Source organism: Kribbella flavida DSM 17836 (genome assembly GCF_000024345.1).
GTDB classification, from domain to species: domain Bacteria; phylum Actinomycetota; class Actinomycetes; order Propionibacteriales; family Kribbellaceae; genus Kribbella; species Kribbella flavida.
Genome location: NC_013729.1, coordinates 630,488 through 653,795, shown reverse-complemented (window position 1 = coordinate 653,795; position 23,308 = coordinate 630,488). Strand labels below are relative to the sequence as shown.

Genomic DNA, 23,308 nt, shown 5'->3' with positions numbered 1-23,308 from the left:
GAGCACAACCACCAGCGCTGCGGCGGAGCGGCGAACCCGTCGCCCTGACAACGAGATCAGCACCCAGGGCACCCAGTCGCTCGGCAGGTCGATGCAGTGGGCAACCGATCGGCCATTAGGCGGGTCGGACTTCGATCTGCGGGTTCGGGCGGCTCAGCGTGGAGGGTGGGATTGGCGAGCGCTTTCCTCGCTTGATTTTTGGACTGGACCGGATGGTGGGCCGCAGCAGCGGTGGCGAGAAGATGCCAAAGGGTTGTGCTCGCACCGAAAGAGTGTTTAGCCGGAGGAGCATTCGGTGGCGCCCGGAAATGAGGCGGCGACCAGGAAAGCGTCGAGCCACGGTGAGCGGGGCGAAGCGGCTGCCCAGTCAAGCTGACACGATCGTCAAGTCCTTTCGGACATGACGAACAGCACAAATATCGCCGGAGTGCACGGTCAATTGCCCCGGCGTATTGAGCTGCGGAGCCGGTGCCCGAGCCCTGCCACTGACCGCTCCTACCCGCCCGTTGCCGGCATCGCTCAGCGTCAGCCCGTCCACCCACCCCGATGGCGCGATTCATCACCGCTGACCTCGTACACGGCCCCACCGGTGACCTTCGCTGTCAGTGGTCGCGGCAGGGCGCCTTCAGCAACCACCTCGGGGCGGCCCAGCCGTGACCGCCGGCACGCCCCGAAAGCGTCAGACCGTCTTGACCGAAGCGAGCAGCTTGGCCAGCGACTCCCGCGCGTCGCCGAAGAGCAGGGTGGTCCGCGGGTCGTACAGCAACTCGTTCTCGATGCCTGCGAAACCCGGGCGCATGGAGCGCTTGAGGAAGATGACGCGCTGGGCCTCGTCGGCGTTCAGGATCGGCATGCCGTAGATCGGCGCGCTGGGGGTGGTTCGGGCGGCCGGGTTGACGACGTCGTTGGCGCCGACGACCAGGACGACGTCGGTGGACTTGAAGTCGCCGTTGATCTCGTCCATCTCGCGCAGCTGCTCGTACGGGACCTGGGCCTCGGCGAGCAGGACGTTCATGTGGCCGGGCATCCGGCCGGCGACGGGGTGGATGGCGTAGTCGACCTTGACGCCGCGGCCCTGCAGTTCCTCGACCAGGTCGCGCAGGGTGTGCTGGGCCTGGGCGACGGCCAGGCCGTAGCCGGGCACGATGATGACGCGCTGCGCGTAGCCGAGCAGGATCGCGACGTCCTCGGCGCTGCCGGAGATGACCGGGCGCTCGGACGCCGTACCGCCGCCGAGGGTCGAGCCGCCGCGGACGGCGCCGAAGAGGATGTTGAAGACGGACCGGCCCATCGCGTCGGCCATCAGCTTGGTCAGCAACGTACCGGCCGCGCCGACGAGGGTTCCGGCGACCAGGAGCAGGGTGTTGCCGAGCACGTAGCCGCCCGCGGCGACGGTGAGGCCGGTGAAGGCGTTCAGCAGCGAGATGACGATCGGTACGTCGGCGCCGCCGACCGGCAGCACCAGCATGACGCCGACCGCGAGGCCCAGCAGACAGAGCAGTACGCCGACCCAGACGCGCGGCTCGGACACCAGCCACGCCGAGACGGCGACGCCACCGAGCAGCCCGGCGACGAACAGGACCGGCAGGCCCGGGAAGGTGACCGGCCGGGTGGTCATCAGTTCCTGCAGCTTGGCGAACGTCACGATCGAGCCGGAGAAGGAGATCGCGCCGACCAGGATGGTGAACGCGGTGGCGATCGCGGCGACGGTCTCGCCGTCGTGCACCTCGCCGAGCTCCATCAGCGCGACCAGCGCGGCAGCGCCACCACCGACACCGTTGAACAGGGCAACGAGCTGCGGCATGTGCGTCATCTGCACCCGGCGCGACCCGACCACACCACCGACGGTGCCGATCAGCAGGGCGATCAGGATCGCGACCAGGTTGTCCGGCTTGTAGGCGATGAACGTGATCACCACCGCCAGGACGGCACCGGCCGCGCCGAGCGCGTTGCCGGTGCGCGCGGTCTTCGGCGAGGACAGGCCCTTCAGCGCGACGATGAAGCAGACCGCCGCGACCAGGTAGCCGATCTGGGCCCAGGTGGCGATCACTTGTTCAGCTCCTTCTTGCGCCCGCCCGGACCGCGGAACATCTCCAGCATCCGGTCGGTGACGACAAAACCGCCGACCATGTTCACCGTCGCCAGCACGACCGCCAGCAGCCCGACGACCACCACCAGCGTCGACTCGGCCTGCCCGGTGACGATGATCGCGCCGACCAGGATGACGCCGTGGATCGCGTTGGCGCCGGACATCAGCGGGGTGTGCAGGGTCGCCGACACCTTGCTGATCACCTCGACACCGACGAACGCCGCGAGCACGAAAATCGTCAGCAGAGCAATCGATTCGGTCATGCGGCCTCCCGGCCTGGACTGAGGAGCGGAAAGCGCCCGGTCATGGGGCCTCCTGGCCTGGACTGAGGAGTGGAGGGAGCCCGGTCATGGGGCCTCCCGGCCTGGACTGAGGAGCGGAGGGAGCGAAGCGACCGGAGCGACGAGGGAAGGGCGGGAGTTCCAGCCCCATGACCCGCCGTGCCGGAGGCGCGGCAAATGGCACAGCGACCGCAGCGACGAGGGAAGGGCGGGAGTTCCAGCCCCATGACCACGCCGGCGCCGAAGGCCCGGCCATCAGTACTGTCCTTCCAGGAGTTCGCGGGTCGGCTCGTGCAGCACCTTGCCGTCGTGGGTGACGCAGCAGCCGGCCACGATCTCGTCGCTGAAGTCCGGGTCGAAGGCCGCGTTGCGGGTCATCAGCGTGATCAGGTTGGCGACGTTCTGGCCGTACAGCCGGCTCGCCGGACCGGCCAGCTGGCTGGGCACGTTCGAGCCGCCCCAGACCAGCGCGTTGCCGATCATCAGCTCGGTCCCGGCAACCGAGCCCTCGACGTTGCCGCCCTGCTCGGAGGCCAGGTCGACGACCACCGAACCGGGCTTCATCCGCTCGACCATCTCGCGGGTGACCAGCATCGGCGCCGTCCGCCCGGGAACCGCCGCGGTGGTGATCAGCGCGTCCGCGCCCGCCACGTACGGCGCCAGCAGGTCGCGCTGGAGCTGGGCCCGTTCCGGCGTCATCTCGCGGGCGTAGCCGCCCGGGCCGTCCAAGGTGCCGAGCTCGAGCTCGATCGGCTGCGCGCCCATCGAGGCGATCTCCTCGGCGGCGGCGGTGCGCACGTCGTACGCCTTGACCACGGCGCCGAGGCGTTTGGCGGTCGCGATCGCCTGCAGACCGGCAACGCCGGCGCCGAGCACGAGCACCTGGGCCGGCGGCACCGTGCCGGCGGCGGTCATGTTCAGCGGGAAGAACCGCGGCAGCCGTTCGGCCGCGACGATCGCGGCGCGGTAGCCGGCCACCAGCGCCTGCGAGGACAGCGCGTCCATCGCCTGCGCCCGGGAGATCCGCGGGATCAGTTCCATCGCGAACGCCGTCAGCCGGGCCCGGGTCGCGGCCCGGACCACGTCCGGCGGGTTGGTCGGCAGGAACGACATCAGCGCGGTGCCGGCGTGCAGCCGTTGCAGGCGTTCGCGTTCCAGCGGCTGCACCGAGGCGACCACCGTGGCCGCGTGGTCGGCGCCCCAGGCCACTTCGGCGCCGGCCTCCCGGTAGGCGTCGTCGGAGTACAGCGCCCGCTCGCCGGCCGCGGGCTCGACCGCGACCTCGTAGCCGAGCTGGACGAGCTTGGCGACTTGCTCGGGCACCAGCGCCACCCGGCGCTCGGCCGGTCTGGTCTCTCGCACGACTGCGATCTTCACTCGCCGAAACCTATGCCAAACTCTGGGTCGCCGGAAAGCCCGCTCACGCTTGTTCGGCCAAGTTCTGCAACAGTTGGGCCTCGGCGTGGCAGACCTTGGCGAATTCGGCCAGGTGCAGGCCCTCGTCGATGCCGTGCGCCCGGGTGTCGGGATCCTCCACCCCGGTCACCAGAACGGCCGCCTGCGGGAAGGCCTGCTGGAACTCGGCAATGAACGGGATCGAGCCGCCCATGCCGGTGTCCACCGGCTCGACGCCCCAGGCCGCGGCGAACGCCGACCGGGCCGCGTCGTACGCCGGGCCGCGGGCGTCGATCGAGCAGGGCTGGCCGACGTCGCCGTCGGTCACGGTGACCTGCGCACCCCACGGGGCGTTCTGCTCCAAATGGTTGCGCAGGGCCTGCAACGCCTTGGTCGCGTCGTCGCCGGGCGCGACCCGCAGGCTCACCTTGGCCCGCGCGACCGGCACCAGCGTGTTGCTCGCGTCCGCGACCCGCGGCGCGTCGATGGCCAGCACCGAGATCGCCGGCCGGGTCCACAGCCGGTCGACCAGCGAGCCGGTGCCGATCAGGCGGACCGAGTCCAGCACGCTCGACTCGGCGCGGAACCGGTCCTCGGGGTACTCGAGGTCGGCCGCGCGGCTCGCGTGCAACCCGTCCACGGCGACGTCACCGTTGTCGGTGTGCAGCGTCGAGAGCAGCCGGCACAGCGCTGTCAGCGCGTCCGGCACGGCGCCGCCGAACAGGCCGGAGTGCACGGCGTGGTCGAGGGTGCGGAGCTCCACGTAGCAGTCCACCAGGCCCCGCAGCGACACCGTCAGCGCCGGCTGGCCGACCGCCCAGTTGCCCGAGTCGGCGATTACGATGGCGTCGGCGGTCAGCTCGTCGGCGTACTCGTCCAGCAACTGCAGCAGGGTCGGTGAGCCGATCTCCTCCTCGCCTTCGACGAACACCGTCACCCCGACCGGCAGGTCGTTGCCAAAGGCCCGTACCGCGGCCAGGTGGGCGGCGATGCCGGCCTTGTCGTCGGCCGCGCCCCGGGCGTACAGCCGGTCGCCACGCTCGGTCGGCTCGAACGGCTCCGAGGTCCACTCCTCGACCGCCCCGGTCGGCTGGACGTCGTGGTGCGCGTAGAGCAGCACGGTCGGCTTGCCCGCCGGGGCCGGCTTCTTCGCGATCACCGCCGGCGCGCCCTGGCCGGCGCGCACGATCTTCACCGCGAACCCCTCGGCCTCGAAGAGCGCGGCGGTGGCCTCGGCGGAGCGCTGGACGTCGGCCGCACGGGCGGGGTCCGCACTGACCGAGGGAATCCGGATGAGGTCCTCGAGGTCGGCACGGACAGAGGGCAGAACGCGGTCGATCGCCGCGGACAGGTCGGTCATGGGGCCTACGGTACGGCGTGCGCGCAGGTCCGGCGGCGCCACCCGAGCCAGTACCGGTAAAGAAGTCACGGTCTACTCTGAAAGTCCCGAAGGTTACCGCCCCAACCGGAGAGGACCCCGATGACCCGCCCCCTCGCACTGCTGACGGCGCTGCTCAGCACAGCCACTGTCCTAACCGCCGTCGCCACCCCGCCGACCGCCCACGCCGCGATCAGCTGCGACACCGACACCACCGGCGGCAGTACCTTCTACGACGGGCCGTCGGCGTCGCGCAAGTACGACGCCCGGTTCAGCAACAGCCACAGCATTCCCAACCTCGGCACCCACACCCCGCAAGGCGCCGGCACTTGGTACAACTGGGACGGCGCCGGCCGGAACCTGCTGCTGGTCTCGTCCTACCGCGGCGGCGCGAACGCGCAGATCTACGGCATCGACCCGGCCACCGGCGCGACCGTCGGCGTGGTCGCGATCGCCGAGTCGCACGTCGGCGGCATCACCACCAGCAAGGGCTGGGCGTTCGTCTCGGGTGGATCCGGCTCGGTCCGCAAGTACCGGCTGTCGGACCTGCGGACCGCGCTGAAGGCCGCCGGTACGCCGTACCTGGCGCAGGTCGGGACCGCGCGGGCGGTGACCGGGTCGTCGTTCCTGACCAGCTACGGCGACTCGCTGTGGTCGGGCACGTTCAACGAGACCGGCCGCGGCACGATGTACGAGTACAAGATCGCCGACGACGGCACGCTGACCACGGTCGCCGGCGCGTGGGAGGTCCCGACCAAGGCCCAAGGCCTGATGGTCACGGCGAACCACTTCGTCTACAGCACGTCGTACGGGCGCGGGAACCGCAGCAACCTGTACGTCGTACGCCGCGGGCAGAGGGATCTGGACGCGGCCGCGCTGAGCTGCTTCCGCGCGCCGAGCATGACCGAGGGCATCACCGAGTACAACGGGACCGCCTACCTGGTCTACGAGTCCGGCAGCCACCTGTACGCCGGTGACCCGGCAACGCTGAACGTCATCCCACGCATGCACAAGGCCGCGGTCACCTCGCTGACATCTCTGGTGCCCTAGCTTCTGTACGACACCGAGTTCAGGACCTCGGTGAGCTCCTGCGAGTCCTTGCTGCGCACTTGGGCTCGCAGGACCTGGGTGTCGGAGATGCGCAGGTAGCGCTCGACGACCGCGGCGTTGTCGCCGCAGGAGTAGCTGAAGGTCACCGCGGGTAACTCACCGGCGGCCGAGGTGTCGGGCGGCAACGGGGTGCAGCCGGTCGGCGGCGTCGCGGTCGTCGGCAGCGTGGTGCGGTCGAGCACGCCGAGAAAGATGCCGGGCATGTTCGCGTCGGCCTGCCAGCGGGCGGTGTCCTCGCTGACCAGCAGCGCGGGCGGCGCCTCCTGGGTGGACTTCTGGTCCCAGTTGCGGGGCACCTTGACGGAGAGCTCGCCGTGCTCGACCGTGACCGGCCGGCGCATCACCAGCTCGTAGCCGCCGTACCCGCCGCCCGCGGCGAGCAGAACGGCCAGCACAGCGGCGACCGCCCGAGACCGCGATCTGCGGATCGGCGCCGTCTCCGCGGCGACGGCGACGGTCGGGCGGTCGGCGGCGGCCAGCTCGGTCTCCTGGTCGACCGCGCCCGGTCCGGTCGGCACCGGCAGCTCCTCGGCCGGCACCAGCCCGGCCGGGATCTTGCCCGTGGTGTGCGCCTCGTGCAGCGCGGTGAGGAAGCTGTTCAGGTCGGGCCAGCGCTTGTCCCGGTCGGGCTCCAGCGCACGGCGTACGACGACGTCGACGGCGTCCGGGATGTCGGCGCGCAGGGTGGTCATCGACGGCGGCGGGGCGTCGATCCGCATCACCGCGCCCAGGCTCAGCACGCCGTGCGGCGCCTGCCCGGTGAAGGCGGCGTACGCGACGGCGCCGAGCGAGTAGAGGTCCGCCCGGTGGTCCAGCCGGTCGCCCATCACCTGCTCCGGCGCGACGTACGCCGGGGTGCCGCCGGGCATCGTCAGCTGGGACACCGTCTCCAGCGACTTGCCGAGACCGAGGTCGCCGAGCATCGCGCGGTCGCCGGCCGGGTCGGTCCGGAACAGCACGTTCGCGGGCTTCACGTCGCGGTGCAGGACGCCCCGGGCGTGCAGCTGCTTCAGCCCGCTGCCGACCTGAGCGACGATCTGGACGACGTCGGCGATCTCCAGCGGGCCGGCCTTGATCCGGTCCGCCAGCGAGCCGCCGTCGGCGTAGGTCAGCACCAGGTACGGCCGGCCGTCCTCGGACTCGCCGACGTCGTGCACGCCGACCACGTGCGGCGAGTCGACCCGGCGCAGGAACCGTCCCTCGGCCAGGAACCGCCGGCGGACGTCGTGCTCGTCGATCCAGTTGTCGGACAGGATCTTGACCGCGACCTCGGCGTCCAGCTGCTCGTCGCGGGCCAGCCAGACGGTCGCGAAACCCCCGGCACCCACCCGGCGGACCAGGGAGTACCGGCCGATCCGGGGTGGCTGGTCCATCCCCGCATTATGCTCGATCGCTCCTGCGACCGCGTCGCCGGAGCGAACAAAACACCCAGTTGTGACGTCACACCGGGGACCGGACACGCCCGGTCGCGCGGGTCCGCGCGCCGAACCGGCCGTGCCGCACACTGCAGGAGTTCACGAACGCTGGTTAGGAGCCCGTTGATGAGGCAGCTGAACCCCCGGCTGACCGTCGTCGTCGCCGCGGTCGCGGTCGCGGCCGTGGTGATCGGTGGCGTCGTCGCCTCTCGACAGAGCCCTCGGTCGATCGACAGCGACGCGGCTCCGCTTGGCGGCTCACCCAGCAGCCCGGCACCGTCGGTCGCGCCGTCTCCGGCTCCGTCGGCCACGCCGTCGGGCGCGAAGCCACCGGCCAAGCCGACGGGCACTCCGACGAGCGCCCCGGTGAGTACGCCGGAGAGCACGCCGGTGACCAAGACGCCCGGCCAGACCGGACAGGCGGTCGTCCCGCTGACCCTGGACAAGCTCGGCGAGGGCCGGACACCGCAGCTCGCGCACGTGGTCGGTCGCGAGCTGCGCGGAGGTCCTGGCGCGGCGCTGAAGATCCCCGGCACCGGGACGATCGTCGAGGCCGTCCGGGTCGGCGACACGGCCCTGGCCCTCCAGGACGGGCAAGGCTCGCTCAAGCTGGTCCGCGGCGGGTACGTCGGCGACTCGACCGAGGTCCCGGACGTGACGACGCTGGTGGCCAGCCCGGACGGGAGGGCCGCGGCCTACGCCAGCCAGCGGCAGAGCTCGACCGGCGAGCAGCTCAAGGGCGGCGTCGTCTACGCCGAGGACACCTCCTCGCCGGTCCGGAAGCTGCCGCTGCCGGACGCGCTCGACCTCGAGGTGCTCGCCTACGCGGCCAACCGGGTCTTCTACTCGGCCAAGTCCTCGGCGCGGGGCACTGCGAAGCTCTACGCGTGGACGCCGGGCCGCTCGTCGGCCAGCCTGGTGAAGGGCGTGCTGGACCCGACGGCGGTCTCCGCCGACGGCCGGCTGGCCGCGTCGATCGAGGCCTGGAGCAACTCCGGCACCTGCTCGTTCGTGGTCGAGATCGCCACCGGCAAGAAGCTCTGGCGCGCCTGCGACCACATGGTGCTGGGCTTCACCCCCGACAAGTCCTCGGTGATCGCCGGCCCGACGTACGCCGACGGGTACGCGCCGCTGTCGACCTGGATCCTGGACGGCAGCACCGGCGCGGTCCGGCGGGAATGGACCGGGCTGGCGTTCAAGCGGGTCCGGGCCGAGGACGACGAGCACCTGCTGATGCAGGTCGACGAGGGGCCGGAGACCAAGGGCGCGATCGTCCGCTGTGCGATCAGCACCGGCGAGTGCGAGCGGGCCACGCCGCTCACGTCAGGTCAGCTCAAGCTCGGCGGCTGAGGATGAGTGGCTGATGGCCCGGGGAAACACCCGGCTGGTCGTCCTGGTCTCCGCTGTTGCCGTGGCGGCGGTGGCCGTCGGTGGGGTGGTGGCGAACCGGCAGGCGCCGCGGTCCGACGACGGCGCGGCGGCTTCGCCGCTGTCCGGCCGCAGCGGTTCGGTGGGAACCGCCGGCCCGCCCGACGGACCGGAGTACACGGGACCGGTCAAGGTTCGGCTGCCGCTGAAGACGCTGAAGCGGGGGCGGGAGCCGCAGGTGCCGCACAGCGTCGGCCGGGCGGTACGTGGTGGTGCGGGGGGCGAGATCGGCGTTCCGGGCACGGCGCCGGTGCTGGAGTTCAGCCGGACGGGGGATGCGGTGTTCGCGATCCTGTCGGAGGGCGACGGCGCTTCGACCGTGCTGCTGAAGCTCAAGGCCGACGGCAGCCAGGAGCGGGTCCGCGACGTCATCAGCGTGCGGGGGACCGAGGACGAGTCGGCGGTCGCGTACGCGACGCAGCCCCGGGCCCAGGACGGCACGAACCGGCGCGGCAGCGTCGTGTTCGCGGAGACCGCCGACGGCACGGTCCGGCAGCTGAAGGTGCCCAACCAGTACGACGTCCGCATGCTCGCCTACGTCGGCGACGCGGTCTACTTCCGGGGCAGCGCGGCCCCCGACGCCGGGTCGTGGAAGCTGTGGCGCTGGGTGCCGGGCGAGAGCCGGGCGCGGCAGGTCCCGACGCACGGTTCGGCCACCGCGATCAGCCCGGACGGGAAGCTGGTCGCCCTGCGGACTGCGGCCGGCGACCACCGGGCCTGCTCGACGGTGAACGAACTGGCCACCGGCCGCAGCCTGTGGCGCACGTGCGACCACGAGATCAGGAGCTTCACGCCCGACGGGCGGATCGCGATCGCCGGACCGGCCTACGCCGACGGCTGGGCGGCAAGCTCGGTCAGCGCGCTCGACGTCGCCGACGGGAACCTGCTGCGCCAGTGGACCGGCGCAGCCTTCGTCGCGAGCCGGGCCGAGGACGACCAGCACGTGCTGCTGCTGATCGACGACAAGGAGTCGATGCCGCGCGGCGTCCTGCGCTGTGCGGTGCCGACCGGGACGTGTGAGCTGGCGGTGCCGCTCGGAGGCTTCCGGGTCGGGCTCGGCACCTGAACGCCACCCACCCGCCTTCTGCTGGCAGCGAAGCTTGCTTCGGGCGTCGGGAAGAGGCGCGAGACTGTTCGGATGGGACAGATTGCGGTGCTCGCGGACGTCCACGGCGTACTGCCGGCTCTCGAGGCGGTCCTGGCCGAGCCGGACGTGCAGCAGGCGGACGTCATCGTGCTGGCCGGCGACCTCGCGAGCGGGCCACAGCCGGTCGAGACGCTGGATCTCCTGGTGGCGTTGGGGAATCGGGCCGTCTGGGTGCGTGGCAATGCCGACCGTGAGCTGGTGACGCTGGCCCGGGGCGGGCAGCTCGACCCGCCCGACGACGTGACGCCGTGGGCCGCCAACCAGCTCCGGCCGGACCAGGTTGAACTGCTGGCAGACCTGCCGACCAGCGTGACCATCGGCGACACCCTGTTCTGCCACGCGACCCCGCGGGACGACGAGGAGGTTGTGCTCGTGGACAGCCCGATCAGCCGCTGGGCCGACGTGCTCGGCGGCGTACCGGAGCAGGTGCGGACGATCGTCTGCGGGCACACGCACATGCCGTTCGCCCGCCAGGTCGACCGGCGGCTGGTGGTGAACGCCGGCAGCGTCGGCATGCCGTACGGCGCCCCCGGTCCGAGCTGGGCGCTGCTCACCCCCGACGGCGTCCAGCTCCGGCGCTCCACCCTGGACGCCGGGGCCGCCGCGGACCGCGTCGTCCAGCAGTCCACCTACCCCGGACGAGCCGCCTGGGCCGACGAGTACCTGCGCACCAACTACAGCGACACCGAAGCCCTCGCCGCGTTCCGTCCCCGCGCGGAGGCCTGACCGGCTACCGTCGGGGCATGTTCGCGCGGCGGCGGAAGCATTTCGGGACTCCGGCTGACAAGGCGACGTATGCCACCCTGCATACCGCCTCGCTGGCCTCGCCGTACCTGCGCGAAGGACTGACTCCGGCGGCGGCCGGCAAGGCGAGCAAGCATCTCCGCGACCTGCTCGGTACGGCGGCGATCGCGATCTGCGACTCCTCGGGCGTGCTCGCCTGGGACGGGGTCGGCGGCGCGTACGAGAGCAACCACCGGGTCGACGCGAAGGCGATCGCCGCGATGACGCTGCGCAGCGGGCGAACGGCCGTGCTCGGCGCGCACGACGTGGCCTGCGGCGATCCCCAGTGCCCGGTCCGGACGGCGGTGGTCGCGCCGATCGTCACCGAAGACCGCGTGGTCGCCGTCCTGGTCGCGTACAGCCCGCGGTCGTCGGCGGCGCTCGTCCGGGCCACCGAGGAGGTCGCTCGCTGGGTCTCGGGCCAGGTCGAGCTGGCCGAGCTGAACAAGGAACGCACCCGCGCGATGGAGGCCGAGCTGCGCGCGCTGCGGGCCCAGATCAGCCCGCACTTCATCTACAACGCGCTCGCGGCGATCGCGTCGTTCGTGCGGACGGACCCGGAGCGGGCGCGGGAGCTGCTGCTGGAGTTCGCCGACTTCTCCCGCTACGCGCTGCGCCGCGGCGGCGAGTTCACCACGCTCTCGGACGAGCTGCGCAACGTCGAGCGGTACCTGGTGCTGGAGCAGGCGCGGTTCGGGGAGCGGCTGAAGGTGTCCCTGCTGATCGCGCCGGAGGTGCTGTCGGTGGCGATCCCGTTCCTGGTCGTCCAGCCGCTGGTGGAGAACGCCGTACGGCACGGGCTGGAGGGCACCACCGGCGTCGGGCAGCTCACCATCCGGGCAATGGACCGTGGCTCGGAGGCCGAGATCAGCGTCGAGGACGACGGCGTCGGCAGCGACCCGGAGGTGATCCGGGCGGTGCTGGCCGGCGAGTCCGGCAACGACTCGGTCGGCCTCGGCAACGTCGACGCCCGGCTCCGCCAGGTGTACGGCGACGCCTACGGCCTGGTCGTCGAGACCGAGGTGGAAGCCGGCACCAAGGTCAGCTTCCGGGTGCCGAAGTACGCCTCCGGAGTGCACGCGTCGGCTTGAGGTCGGAACCGTGCCAGGCCGCGCACCGGGCATTAGTGTGTGGCCATGGCCGAGACTCCCTTGCGCGCGCTGGTGGCCGACGACGAGGAGCCGGCGCTGGCGGAGCTGGTGTACCTGCTGTCGCGGGACGAGCGGATCGGTGAGATCCGGACCGCCGCCAACGGGCCGGACGCCCTCAAGATCCTGCAGGCCACCGACCTGGACGTGGTGTTCTGCGACATCAAGATGCCGGGGCTGGACGGCATCGACCTGGCCCGGGTGCTGTCGAAGTTCGCCAGCCGGCCGCAGATCGTCTTCGTCACGGCGTACGACGAGCACGCGGTCGCGGCCTTCGACCTGGACGCGACCGACTACGTGATGAAGCCGGTCCGGGCGGAGCGGCTGGCCGAGGCGGTCCGCCGGGTGGTCAGCGCGGGCGGTCCGCAGGCCGTGCAGTCGCCGGAGGTGACCGACGACGAGGTGATCCCGGTCGAGCTGGCGGGCGTGACCCGGTTCGTGCAGCGCTCCACCGTCCGGTACGTCGAGGCGCAGGGCGACTACGCCCGCCTGCACACCGGGCAGAACTCGCACCTGGTCCGGGTTCCACTGAGCACGCTGGAAGAGCGCTGGCGCGACGCGGGCTTCACCCGGATCCACCGCAGCACGCTCGTCGCGCTCGCCCACGTCGACGAGATGCGGGTGGACAGTGGCCGGTGTGCCGTCCGGGTCGGCGACGACTGGCTCCCGGTCAGCCGCCGGCACACCCGCGAGCTGCGTGACCTGCTGGTCCGCTCGACCTCGCTGCGCGGCTGACATGTCGACCCCGGACGGGCCCCGGCGGGTGCGGGTGACGAGTCCGCGGACGAGCGCGGCGCGCCGTAGTACGGGGCACACGGGCACCCGGGAGATCGACGAGCAGACGAGGGTCGGCGAGGTCTACATGCACTCGCTGATCCAGTCGCAGCTGCGGCTCGCGCTCGTGGTGATCGCCGGCACCGCGGTCTGCCTCGGCAGCCTGCCGCTGCTGTTCTTCCTGGTCCCGGCGACCCGCACGGCCGGCGTGTTCGGTGTCCCGCTGCCCTGGCTGCTGCTGGGCGTCGTGATCTACCCGGTCGTGTACGTCGCCGCCCGGATCTACGTGCGCAACGCGGAGCGGATCGAGACCGAGTTCACCGAGTTCGTGGGACGGCAGTAGTGTCCGCCCGCGCCGACGGGGACCCGCGATGTCGCCGGCGATGAGCCTGACCGCGATCGGGCTGGTGATCGCGGCGACCATCGGGATCGGCCTGTTCGGGTTGCGGATCTCCCGCACCACCAGCGACTTCTACGTGGCGAGCCGGGCCGTCAGCCCGCGCTGGAACGCGTCCGCGATCAGCGGCGAGTACCTGTCGGCCGCCTCCTTCCTCGGCGTCGCCGGACTGCTGGTGGTGAACGGCGCCGATATGCTGTGGTTCTCCGTCGGGTACACCGTCGGCTACCTGATGCTGCTGGTCCTGATCGCCGCCCCGCTGCGACGGTCCGGCGCGTACACGCTGCCCGACTTCGCCGAGACCCGCTTCGAGTCGGCGGTGGTCCGGCGGATCTGCTCGGCCCTGGTCGCGGGAATCGGCACGCTGTACCTGCTGCCCCAGCTGCGCGGCGCCGGCCTCACCGTGCAGACCGTGACCGGCGCTCCACCCGCCGTCGGCGCCGCCCTGGTCGCGATCATCGTGGTGATCAACGTCGCCGCGGGTGGGATGCGCTCGATCACCTTCGTGCAGGCGTTCCAGTACTGGCTGAAGCTGACCGCGCTGGCCGCGCCGGTGTTCGTCATCCTGATCGCCTGGCGGTCGATGGACCACCCCGTCGGCGTACTGCAGTCGCTGCAGGGCGCCGGGTCGGAGTGGGCCGAACCGCTGTCCCAGGCCAACGGCCGCGACCACCCGCTGTACGCGACGTACTCGTTGCTGCTGGCCCTTTGTTTCGGAACGATGGGCCTGCCGCACGTGCTGGTCCGGTTCTACACCAATCCCGACGGCCGCGCGGCCCGCCGTACGACGGTCGTGGTGCTCGCCCTGCTCGGCGTCTTCTACCTCTTCCCCCCCGTGTACGCCGTGCTCGGCCGGTCGTTCGCACCCGACCTGGTCGCGGGCGCCGCCGACACCGTCGTCCTGGAACTGCCCGGCCGGATCTTCCCCGGGACCGTCGGCGACCTGCTCGGCGCACTGGTCGCCGCCGGGGCCTTCGCCGCGTTCCTGTCGACGTCGTCCGGCCTGACCGTCGCGATCGCCGGCGTGATCGACCAGGACCTGCTGCGCAACCGCCTGCACCGGTTGACCGGCGGCGACTACCTGGCCGTGAACAGCTTCCGGATCGCGGCGGTGCTGGCGATCGTCGTACCGTTCGTCGGCTGGAACTTCACCGGTTCCCTCAGCCTCGCCGACACCGTCGGCCTGGCCTTCGCCGTCGCGGCCTCGACGTTCTGCCCGCTGCTCGTGCTGGGCATCTGGTGGCGCCGGATGTCGACGGTCGGCGCCGCGGCCGGCCTGCTCGTCGGCGGGGTCGCCGCCATCGCCGCCGTTCTGGTGAACGTGATCAGCCCGCCCGCCGGCGGCTGGGCCGGCGCGCTGTTCGGCCAGCCCGCCGCGTGGACGATGCCGCTCGCCTTTCTCACCGTCATCGTCGTCTCCAAGCTCACGCCGCAGAAGATCCCGGCCGGCACCGCGCGCAGCATGGTCCGCCTGCACACCCCCGAAGCGGTCGACGTCGACCGCGGGCTGAACCCGCACCACTCACCAAGCTCCGGTCCCTGATCCCCGGCTCGCCGAGCCCGGCGGGCCGTCGCCCGGCGGCCGGTGATGGTGAGTGGTGCACGTCCGGCCGTTCGTCGTCCGGATGCGACCGCTCGTCGCAGGTGCGCTTCCCGCCGGTCGAAGGGTGCCGTCCGCTGGGCGCTCGATGCGGGTCAGTGCTGTCGGCTCCGGGGTGAGCTGGACCACAGTACGAACCGTCAACGCCCACGCGCGCCGGTCCCGCCCGGCCCGAATCACGTCTGGAGGTCCCGCGATGAGTGAACCGCGCCGCGCGGGCGAACCGGAGCTCACGACGTACCGGGATGTCCAGCTGTCACCGGACTTCACCGAACTACGTCGCCGGTTCCGGCGCTTCGTGTTCCCGATGACCGGCCTGTTCCTGGCCTGGTACTTCCTCTACGTCCTGCTCGCCGACTACGCCCACGGCTTCATGTCGTACCGGCTGTTCGGCAACATCAACGTCGCTCTGCTGCTCGGCTTCGGCCAGTTCGTGTCGACGTTCGCGATCACGATGATCTACGTCCGCTGGGCCGACAAGCAGGTCGACCCGGCCGCCGACCGGATGCGGCAGCTGATCGAAGGTGAGGACCAGTGAGCACACCCCTGCTGATCCCGCAGGCCACCGACATCGGCAACCCCACGGTCAACATCGCCATCTTCGCGCTGTTCGTGGTGGCCACGCTGGCGATCGTGATCCGGGCCTCGCGCAACAACCGGACCGCGGCCGACTACTACGCCGGCGGCCGCTCGTTCACCGGCCCGCAGAACGGCGTCGCGATCGCCGGTGACTACCTGTCCGCCGCGTCGTTCCTCGGCATCGCCGGCGCGATCGCGCTGAACGGCTACGACGGCTTCCTCTACTCGATCGGCTTCCTGGTCGCCTGGCTGGTCGCGCTGCTGCTGGTCGCCGAGCTGCTGCGCAACACCGGCCGGTTCACGATGGCCGACGTGCTGTCGTTCCGGCTGAAACAGCGCCCGGTCCGGATGGCCGCGGCGATCTCGACCCTGGTGGTCAGCTTCTTCTACCTGCTCGCGCAGATGGCCGGTGCCGGTGGTCTGGTCGCGCTGCTGCTGGGCATCGACGGCCGCGCCGGGCAGAACCTGGTGATCGCGGTGGTCGGCCTGATCATGATCACCTACGTGCTCGTCGGCGGCATGAAGGGCACCACCTGGGTGCAGATCGTCAAGGCGGTGCTGCTGGTCATCGGCGCCGGCCTGATGACGCTGTGGGTGCTGGCGAAGTACAGCTTCAACCTGTCCGGCCTGCTCGGCGCGGCGGTCGAGAAGAGCCCGGTCGGCGAACGACTGCTCGAGCCGGGCCTCCAGTACGGCGTGAGCGGGATCAGCAAGCTCGACTTCATCTCGCTGGGTCTGGCCCTGGTGCTCGGTACGGCGGGCCTGCCGCACGTGCTGATGCGGTTCTACACGGTCCCGAACTCCAAGGAAGCCCGCCGCAGCGTCAGCTGGGCGATCTGGATCATCGGCATCTTCTACCTGTTCACGCTGGTGCTCGGGTACGGCGCGGCCGCGCTCGTCGGCCCCGACGTGATCCGCGCCGCGCCCGGCCGGGCGAACTCGGCGGCGCCACTGCTGGCCTTCGAGCTCGGCGGGGAGATCCTGCTGGGCGTGATCTCGGCGGTCGCCTTCGCCACCATTCTCGCGGTGGTCGCCGGACTGACCATCACCGCCAGCGCGTCGTTCGCGCACGACATCTACGGCCAGGTGATCAAGAAGGGCCAGATCAGCGGCGACGGGGAGGTCCGGGTGGCCCGGATCACCGTGCTGGTGATCGGGGTCGTCGCGATCATCGGCGGCATCTTCGCCAACGGCCAGAACGTCGCCTTCCTGGTGGCGCTCGCCTTCGCGGTCGCGGCCAGCGCGAACCTGCCGACCATCCTGTACTCCCTGTTCTGGCGGCGGTTCAACACCCGCGGCGCGCTCTGGAGCATCTACGGCGGTCTGGGCTCGTCGATCCTGCTGATCGCGTTCTCCCCGGTCGTGTCCGGCAAGGTCGACGCCAAGACCGGCGCCAGCCTGTCGATGATCACCGACCCGTCGATCGACTTCCACTGGTTCCCGCTGGACAACCCCGGCCTGGTGTCGATCCCGCTGGCGTTCTTGCTCGGCTGGCTCGGCACGGTGACCAGCAAGGAGGGCACCGACGTCGACAAGTTCGCCGAGATGGAGGTCCGCTCCCTCACCGGCGCCGGCGCCGAGAAGGCGGTGAAGCACTAGGGCTGCCCTTCCGAACCCTGTCAGGCAGGTCCTGCTGAACACACCGCGAACCTGCCTGACAGACCCACCCGCCCCGACGGGCCCAGCAACCAGCTGGGCCCGTCCGGCGTTTCCGGACGTACTGCGGGGACCGTGAACACCAAGCGGGGACCGTGCACAAGGCAGAACCTGTTCGAGGTCCTCGCAGGGTGTTCACGGACCCGGGCCGGCGCTGGGTTGCGGCGCCCCAGTTGCCCCAGCTGCCCCAGCTGCCCCAGTACGGCGTACCGGATGGGCCTCAGTGGAACCAGCCGGGGAGGTCGGCCAGCGGGGTGGGGGTGTTGCTGGGAGTGAGCTTGGGAAGATCGTCTTCGAGGGCCTGCAGGCGGGTCGGGCCCAGCGACTCGCGCCACTCCCGGTGGAGGTCCTCGAAGATCCGGGCGGCGGCGGTCAGGGACGCCCGGCCGTGCGGTGTGAGCGTGATCAGGACGGCACGGGCATCGGTGGGGTCCTGGCCGCGGGTGACGTAGCCGAGATCGGTGAGCTTGCCGAGGGTTTTGGTCGCCGCTTGCTTGGAGACGCCCAGCCGGCGGCCGAGCTCGGACACCGTCGCGCCGTCGCGACCGATCGCCTGCAACGCGAACCCGTACGCCGGGCGCAGGTCGGGATGGCCCTGCTCGGCCAGGCGGCGGTGCAACTCGTCGATGATCCGGCGGAACGCGCCGGCCAGCAGCAGCGGGAGTTCGTAGCCGTGCCTGTCCATGCGCGCATCATGGCGGACCCCTGGACATATCGACAACCCGGTGTACTATTTCGTCAACCCGGTTGACCAGCTAGGAAGGAGACAGCGCATGCAGCGCATCACGGAGACCCCGAACGCGGTGATGACGACGTACGCCTCACCCACCCAGGGCAGCCAGGAGCTGAGCGTGTGGCGGGTGGACATGAAGCAGGGCGCGCAGGGCCCGTGGCACTCGATGGACAGCGAGCAGGTGTGGACCGGCCTCGCCGGAGCCGCGACCGTGCAACTCGGTGACGAGCAGGTCGAGCTTCGGGCGGGCAGCGCTGTGGTGTTGCCCGCAGGCGTCGAGCGACGGATCTCAGCGACCGAGCAGTTCACCGCGATCGTCGCCGGCTACGGGCACGCCAAGGCCAGCGTCCGCGGCGAGGACGCCGACCGCGGCACCCCGGCGTGGATCAGCTGAGCTTGATGGTCGGCCACAGCTCCAGGAACGCGACCCGCGACCGCTCGCCCCGGTTCTCCTCGGCCGCGTGCAGCCGGCCGAAGGTGAACGCGTTGCCGCCGTCCAGGTGGTGCTGCACGGCCAGTCGGCGGAGCAGGTCGCGGGCGACCACGCTGTCCTGGTGGTCGCCGAGCACTTCCTGGACCTGCTGAGCCCGGGCCACCAGGTCCGTCGCCGACTCCCCGAGCACGGGCTCGGCCGACTCGGCGGCGTACCGCAGGCGCTTGGCCGCCTTCCGGGTCTCGTGCAGCTCGTGGTCCTGCTCCGCCAGCGTCTCGGCCTTCTGCATCCGGCGGACCGACTTCTGCATCCGCTTCAGGTCATGCTTCAGCAGCTCGGGCACCTGCTTCTTCGCCTTGCTGCTGGTGTCGGTCACCGGCGGCGAGGCGATCAGCTCGTCGAGCAGGTCGAGCAGCCGGAAGTACCGCTCGCTCTCCAGCGCGGCCAGCGCCTCGACCCGCGCCTTCTTGTACGTCGCGCGCAGGTGGTCGTCGATGTAGCCGGCGATCCGGCCCATCACCAGTTCCTGCGGCTGCTCGGACACCGCGACCAGGAAGTGCTCGCGCAGCACCTCCGCGTCCCGCGCGCCGCCGAGCTCACCGGCCAGCCACTTCAGCTCACCGCGGATCCGGTCCGCGGCCTCGCGATCCACCACCGGCCGGTACGTCGCCAGCGCCGACCGCAGCCGCCGGGTGGCGACCCGCATCTTGTGCACCGCGTCGGGCAGGTCGCGCCGGACCTCCGGGTCGCGCCGGCGGATCGCCTCGACCTGCGCGGCGGCGTACGCGCGGAACAGGTCGGCGGTCGTCGGCTTCGACGGCAGCTCCCACGCGTCGCGCACCGGCACGCGGTCACCGAGCGCCCGAGCCAACTTGCTCGGCCCGGCCGCCGGGGTCGCGCCGGCGGCCCGCAGGACGGGCTCGGCGGCTTCGAGCAGCTCGGTCGTGCCGTTGACCAGCTCGATCTCCCACTCCCGCCAGCTCTCGGGCTCGCTGCCGTCAACCGTCGCGGTGACGTGGTCGTCGCTGACCTCGGCCAGCACCTCGCCGTCCGCGGAGAGCAGCCGATGCACGATGCGGCGCGTCGCCAGCGTCACCACCGGCACGAGCTCCTTGTCGCGCACGTGCACCCGTACCGCACGGACGACCTGGATCGGTACGTTGCGCACCGACCGGCCGAGCGGGTGCTGGATCTCCAGCCGGCCGCGGGCGGCCGGCAGCTTGAGGTGCCAGCCGTCGTCCTCGCCGCCGGTCCGCCGGCGCAGGGTGACCTTGTTCGCCGCCAGGTCGAGCCCCGCGGTGTCGAAGTAGACGGCTTCCAGCCCGAGCTCGACCGGTTGCTCGACCCGGTCCACCCCGGGCAGCTCGTGCAACGCCGGCAGCATCGCGTGCTCGTCGACGTCGTACTTGGTCTCGATCTCCACCTGCTCGGTCGGCGACATGCCCTCCTGTCTACCAGCTCGAACAAGCTCGGTCAGCCGCTGCCCGCAGGTCGTCCCGCAGCCGCTGCAGGTCCCGGTCCGGTACGCCGGTCCGCGAGCCGGCGGGGATCGCCGGCGAGCGCTGGCGACGGCGGTTCCACTCCAGCGCGGCGATCAGCAGCGCGACGAGGACCAGCAACGCGATCATCGCACCCCGACCACCTTGAAGGAGGTGTAGTGAAAGGTGCCGCCCGGCTCGGCAGTCCGTTCCAGGTCGGCGATGCCCTGCGCCCAGGCGGCCGGCGTACTGAGGCCGGCGGCGATCGACCGTTCGCGGACCGAGCCGACCATCGCGATGAAGGTCCTGCGGGTGAAACCGTCGACGAGGTGCGGCACGGTCTCGTCGGCGTACACGGTGCGGGGGTGGGTGGCGACGTTCCGGAAGCCGGCCGCGGCCAGCAGCGGCTGGACCCGGCGGCCGATCAACGCGTCGCCGCCGGAGTCGGCCTGGGAGACGGTGAGGCACTCGATCACGGCCTGAGCGGCCGGGCTCTGCGGATGGTAGAGGGCTGACCCGTGGTCGCCTTCGATGACGGTGATCGTGCCGCCCGGACGGAGCAGGCTGCGGAGGGTGCGGAGGGCGGCGACTGGTTCCGGCAGGTGCTCGAGCACGAAGCAGACGAAGAGGTGGTCGAACGACGCGTCGGCGTACGGGAGGTCGCGCAGGTCGCCGTGATGCCACTCCACCCGCGCGTCCGGCGCCTCGGCGGCGACGCGTTGCTTCGCCTGCGCGAGCGACTCCTCGGAGATGTCGGCCGCGACCAGCTCGATTCCCGGGCTGCGCGTCACCAGCTGCACGGTCTGCGCGCCCACACCGCAGCCGGCCTCCAGGACCCGACTGCCCGGCTCGTACTGCGTGTCGCCGTGCAGGAGGTCGGCGAGCGTCTCCGCCTGCTCGGCCAGCCGGCGGGTCTCGGTATCGGTGTAGCCGTGCACGTAGTCAGTTCTCATAACTCCACGGTGCGGTCACAATGGACCAGTGAACAGGTCCAATCAGGCGAAGATTGGCAGGTCCAAACCGCCGCCGTCGGGATACGCCATGGATGCGGGGCGGGATTCCCGGAGTGGGGTGGGGGCGGACTTTCTGCAGCTAGTGCCTGGAGATGCCCCGGTGGGTGGGTTGGCGGGTTGGTTGGCAGATCAGTTGCGGGCGGCGATCGCCGACGGTCGGCTCCCGCTCGGCAGCCGTCTGCCGGCCAGTCGGGTGCTCGCCGCCGAACTGCGGGTCTCCCGCGGCGTCGTCACCGAGGCCTACCAGCGCCTCACCGAAGACGGCCACGTCGTCGGCCGCGGCCGCGCCGGAACCATCGTCGTCGCTCCGGCCTTCATCGCCTCCCCGCCGGCCAAGCCCGGGGTCGGCGAGGGTGGGGAGGGGGACGGCGCGGGGGTGCCACGCGGCGTACAGGCCGCGTCGCGGCGGGAACCACCCGCGGCGGCGCAGGCAACGGACCCGGCGCAGGTGACAGACCCGACCCAGGCGGCGAACCCGACCCAAGCGGCGGACGAGGCGCAGGTGATGAACGTCGCGCCGGGGCTTGCGGTGTTCGACGTGATGCGGGCGGTGCCGGCTCGGGTGGATCTGACGCCGGGGGTGCCTGATCTGGCGGCGTTTCCGCGGGCGGCTTGGGTGAAGGCGGAGCGGGCGGTGCTGGACGGGTTGTCGGCGGCGGCGTTCGGGTACGGCGATCCGTCCGGTACGCCCGCGTTGCGGGTGGCTGTGGCGCGCTGGCTCGCGCGATACCGCGGGATCCACGCGGACCCGCAGGACGTGATCGTCGTGGCGGGTGTCGCGCAGGCGCTCGGACTGATCGCGCGGGTGTTCAGCGCCGAGGGGATCGACGAGCTCGCGACCGAGGATCCCGGCTCGCTCGGCTCCCGGCAGCACCTGCAGCAGTGGGGTCTGCGCACTCCCCCGATCCCGGTCGACGCCGGCGGTCTCCGCGTCGACGTACTGCGGGACAGCGGCACCCGAGCCGTCATCCTGACCCCGGCCCACCAGTTCCCGACCGGCGTCGTCCTGGAAGGTGAACGACGCCGCGCTCTGATCCAGTGGGCCACCGAGGGCGGACTGATCGTGGAAGACGACTACGACGCCGAACACCGCTACGACCGACCACCCGTACCGGCGCTGCGCGCGATGCTGCCCGAGCAGGTGATCTACGCCGGCAGCGTGTCCAAGCTGCTCGCCCCGGCCCTGCGCATCGGCTGGATGCTCGCCCCCGCCCGGTACCGCGACGCCCTCGTCGACGCCAAGCGGCTCGCCGACCTCGGCAATGCCGCCCTGCCACAGCTCGTCCTTGCCCAGCTGATGGAGTCCGGCGCACTGGAACGCCAGCTTCGCCTCGTCCGCCGTCGCCACCGGCACCGCCGGGACGCGATGATCGATGCCATCAGCAACCACCTCCCGCAGGCGACCGTGTACGGCGCGGCCGCCGGCCTGCACCTCACCATCACCTTCGACCACCACGACCTCGACGACGCCGCACTCGCCGAGAAGGCCCTCCACCACGGAGTGAAAACCCAGCCTCTCAGCTGGCACTGCCAACGCCCGCATCCACCCGGCCTCGTCCTCGGCTACGCCGCCCGCACCCCGACGGAGATCACCGAAGCCATCATGACCCTCGGCACCCTGCTGCGCTGAACACCGACCCAGCACTGACCAGCTATCTCACTGATGGCTGCGCGCCGAAGCATCCGGTACGCCGGTACGTCGCGGCCGGGGCAAGACCAGCGGGGTGCCGGTCAGCGGGTCCGGGATGACCGCACACGGTAGCCCGAAGACCTTCTCGACCACGTCCGCCGTGATCACCTGCTCGGGCGTCCCGGTCGCCACCACCGCCCCGTGCTTGAGGGCGATCAGGTGGTCGGCGTAGCGGCAGGCCAGGTTGAGGTCGTGCAGCACGAGCACGACGGTCTTGCCGTGGTCGCGGTTCAGGTCGTGCACCAGGTCGAGGATCTCCAGCTGGTGGGCCAGGTCGAGGAACGTAGTCGGTTCGTCGAGCAGCATCGTGTCCGCGTCCTGGGCCAGCGCGAGCGCGATCCAGACGCGTTGCCGCTGGCCGCCGGAGAGCTGGTCGAGCGAGCGGTTCGCCAGGTCCGCCGTACCGGTCGCGGCGAGCGCCTCGGTGACCACCCGCTCGTCCTCGACGGACCACTGGCGGAACCACCGCTGGTGGGGATGCCGCCCGCGGCCGACCAGGTCGGCGACCGTGATGCCGTCCGGGGCGACCGGCTGCTGCGGCAGCAGGCCGAGCCGGGTCGCGAGCTCGCCGCCGGGGATGCGGCGCAGGTCGACGCCGTCCAGGGTGACGCCGCCGCCGCGCGGCGCGAGCAGCCGGGCGAGGCCGCGCAGCAGGGTCGACTTGCCGCTCGCGTTGGCGCCGACGACCGCGGTGATCCGCCCGGCCGGTACGGCGATCGACAAGTCCCGCACGACCGGCTCCTCGGCGTACCCGAGGGTGAGGTTCTCGGTGCGCAACATG

General features: G+C 71.5%; 22 protein-coding genes. 12 read left to right on the top strand and 10 right to left on the bottom strand.

The window, feature by feature from the left end:
• Positions 1 to 679 precede the first annotated feature (679 nt).
• From KFLA_RS03095 to KFLA_RS03080, 4 genes are all read right to left on the bottom strand, one after another.
• Positions 680 to 2,050, bottom strand: coding sequence for an NAD(P)(+) transhydrogenase (Re/Si-specific) subunit beta (locus tag KFLA_RS03095; RefSeq protein WP_012918299.1), 1,371 nt, complete (start codon positions 2,048 to 2,050; stop codon positions 680 to 682).
• Entirely contained in the window at positions 2,047 to 2,352 is a 306-nt protein-coding gene (locus KFLA_RS03090) for an NAD(P) transhydrogenase subunit alpha part 2 (RefSeq protein ID WP_012918298.1), read from the bottom strand. The genes KFLA_RS03095 and KFLA_RS03090 overlap by 4 nt, the downstream gene beginning before the upstream one ends.
• 273 nt (positions 2,353 to 2,625) lie before the next feature.
• A complete protein-coding gene (locus tag KFLA_RS03085; protein WP_237706708.1) occupies positions 2,626 to 3,732 on the bottom strand; it encodes an NAD(P) transhydrogenase subunit alpha in 1,107 nt (368 codons plus the stop codon).
• Between the two features lie 58 nt (positions 3,733 to 3,790).
• A complete protein-coding gene (locus KFLA_RS03080; RefSeq protein ID WP_012918296.1) occupies positions 3,791 to 5,125 on the bottom strand; it encodes a dipeptidase in 1,335 nt (444 codons plus the stop codon).
• Between the two features lie 120 nt (positions 5,126 to 5,245).
• Between KFLA_RS03080 and KFLA_RS03075 the strand changes: the two genes are divergently transcribed.
• Positions 5,246 to 6,193, top strand: a complete 948-nt coding sequence (locus tag KFLA_RS03075; RefSeq protein ID WP_012918295.1) for a hypothetical protein — start codon at positions 5,246 to 5,248, stop codon at positions 6,191 to 6,193.
• Here KFLA_RS03075 and KFLA_RS03070 read toward each other — a convergent pair.
• The gene (locus KFLA_RS03070; RefSeq protein ID WP_012918294.1) at positions 6,190 to 7,626 is read right to left on the bottom strand and encodes a serine/threonine-protein kinase; all 1,437 of its coding nucleotides are present in this window, start codon (positions 7,624 to 7,626) and stop codon (positions 6,190 to 6,192) included. The genes KFLA_RS03075 and KFLA_RS03070 overlap by 4 nt on opposite strands.
• A 168-nt stretch (positions 7,627 to 7,794) precedes the next feature.
• Between KFLA_RS03070 and KFLA_RS35275 the strand changes: the two genes are divergently transcribed.
• From KFLA_RS35275 to KFLA_RS03025, 9 genes are all read left to right on the top strand, one after another.
• Complete coding sequence (locus KFLA_RS35275) at positions 7,795 to 9,018, top strand: hypothetical protein (protein ID WP_012918293.1); 1,224 nt, start codon at positions 7,795 to 7,797, stop codon at positions 9,016 to 9,018.
• A gap of 13 nt (positions 9,019 to 9,031) precedes the next feature.
• Positions 9,032 to 10,162, top strand: coding sequence for a WD40 repeat domain-containing protein (locus KFLA_RS03060; RefSeq protein WP_012918292.1), 1,131 nt, complete (start codon positions 9,032 to 9,034; stop codon positions 10,160 to 10,162).
• A 72-nt stretch (positions 10,163 to 10,234) separates the two neighbouring features.
• Positions 10,235 to 10,969, top strand: coding sequence for a metallophosphoesterase family protein (locus KFLA_RS03055; protein WP_012918291.1), 735 nt, complete (start codon positions 10,235 to 10,237; stop codon positions 10,967 to 10,969).
• A gap of 17 nt (positions 10,970 to 10,986) precedes the next feature.
• Positions 10,987 to 12,117 (top strand): histidine kinase, encoded by a 1,131-nt coding sequence (locus tag KFLA_RS03050; RefSeq protein ID WP_012918290.1) that lies wholly within the window; start codon positions 10,987 to 10,989, stop codon positions 12,115 to 12,117.
• Positions 12,118 to 12,162: 45 nt separating this feature from the next.
• Positions 12,163 to 12,909, top strand: coding sequence for a LytR/AlgR family response regulator transcription factor (locus tag KFLA_RS03045; protein WP_012918289.1), 747 nt, complete (start codon positions 12,163 to 12,165; stop codon positions 12,907 to 12,909).
• A 34-nt stretch (positions 12,910 to 12,943) separates the two neighbouring features.
• Positions 12,944 to 13,291 (top strand): hypothetical protein, encoded by a 348-nt coding sequence (locus KFLA_RS03040; protein WP_237706707.1) that lies wholly within the window; start codon positions 12,944 to 12,946, stop codon positions 13,289 to 13,291.
• Between the two features lie 28 nt (positions 13,292 to 13,319).
• Entirely contained in the window at positions 13,320 to 14,888 is a 1,569-nt protein-coding gene (locus tag KFLA_RS03035; protein ID WP_012918287.1) for a sodium/solute symporter, read from the top strand.
• A 253-nt stretch (positions 14,889 to 15,141) separates the two neighbouring features.
• Positions 15,142 to 15,483 carry a DUF485 domain-containing protein gene (locus KFLA_RS03030; RefSeq protein ID WP_012918286.1) on the top strand — a complete coding sequence of 114 codons (342 nt, stop codon included), beginning with the start codon at positions 15,142 to 15,144 and terminating at the stop codon, positions 15,481 to 15,483.
• Entirely contained in the window at positions 15,480 to 17,123 is a 1,644-nt protein-coding gene (locus KFLA_RS03025; RefSeq protein WP_012918285.1) for a solute symporter family protein, read from the top strand. The genes KFLA_RS03030 and KFLA_RS03025 overlap by 4 nt, the downstream gene beginning before the upstream one ends.
• Before the next feature lie 277 nt (positions 17,124 to 17,400).
• Here the strand turns inward: KFLA_RS03025 and KFLA_RS03020 are convergent, their stop codons facing one another.
• Positions 17,401 to 17,865, bottom strand: a complete 465-nt coding sequence (locus tag KFLA_RS03020; protein ID WP_012918284.1) for a MarR family winged helix-turn-helix transcriptional regulator — start codon at positions 17,863 to 17,865, stop codon at positions 17,401 to 17,403.
• An 88-nt stretch (positions 17,866 to 17,953) separates the two neighbouring features.
• Here KFLA_RS03020 and KFLA_RS03015 point away from each other — a divergent pair, with 88 nt between their 5' ends.
• On the top strand, positions 17,954 to 18,307 hold the full coding sequence (locus KFLA_RS03015; RefSeq protein ID WP_012918283.1) for a cupin domain-containing protein: 354 nt from the start codon (positions 17,954 to 17,956) through the stop codon (positions 18,305 to 18,307).
• Here KFLA_RS03015 and KFLA_RS03010 read toward each other — a convergent pair.
• The 3 genes from KFLA_RS03010 to KFLA_RS03005 are packed head-to-tail and all read right to left on the bottom strand — an operon-like array spanning position 18,300 to position 20,777.
• Entirely contained in the window at positions 18,300 to 19,787 is a 1,488-nt protein-coding gene (locus tag KFLA_RS03010; RefSeq protein ID WP_012918282.1) for a CYTH and CHAD domain-containing protein, read from the bottom strand. The two genes, KFLA_RS03015 and KFLA_RS03010, sit on opposite strands and share 8 nt — an antisense overlap.
• A gap of 10 nt (positions 19,788 to 19,797) precedes the next feature.
• Positions 19,798 to 19,974 (bottom strand): hypothetical protein, encoded by a 177-nt coding sequence (locus KFLA_RS38175; protein WP_012918281.1) that lies wholly within the window; start codon positions 19,972 to 19,974, stop codon positions 19,798 to 19,800.
• Positions 19,971 to 20,777, bottom strand: coding sequence for an L-histidine N(alpha)-methyltransferase (locus KFLA_RS03005; protein ID WP_012918280.1), 807 nt, complete (start codon positions 20,775 to 20,777; stop codon positions 19,971 to 19,973). Before KFLA_RS03005 ends, KFLA_RS38175 begins: the two co-directional genes overlap by 4 nt.
• 181 nt (positions 20,778 to 20,958) lie before the next feature.
• Here KFLA_RS03005 and pdxR point away from each other — a divergent pair, with 181 nt between their 5' ends.
• Positions 20,959 to 22,467 carry a MocR-like pyridoxine biosynthesis transcription factor PdxR gene (gene pdxR / locus KFLA_RS03000; RefSeq protein ID WP_237706706.1) on the top strand — a complete coding sequence of 503 codons (1,509 nt, stop codon included), beginning with the start codon at positions 20,959 to 20,961 and terminating at the stop codon, positions 22,465 to 22,467.
• A 27-nt stretch (positions 22,468 to 22,494) separates the two neighbouring features.
• On the opposite strand, the gene KFLA_RS02995 is transcribed toward pdxR, so the two are convergent.
• Positions 22,495 to 23,307, bottom strand: a complete 813-nt coding sequence (locus KFLA_RS02995; RefSeq protein ID WP_012918278.1) for an ABC transporter ATP-binding protein — start codon at positions 23,305 to 23,307, stop codon at positions 22,495 to 22,497.
• Position 23,308 lies beyond the last annotated feature (1 nt).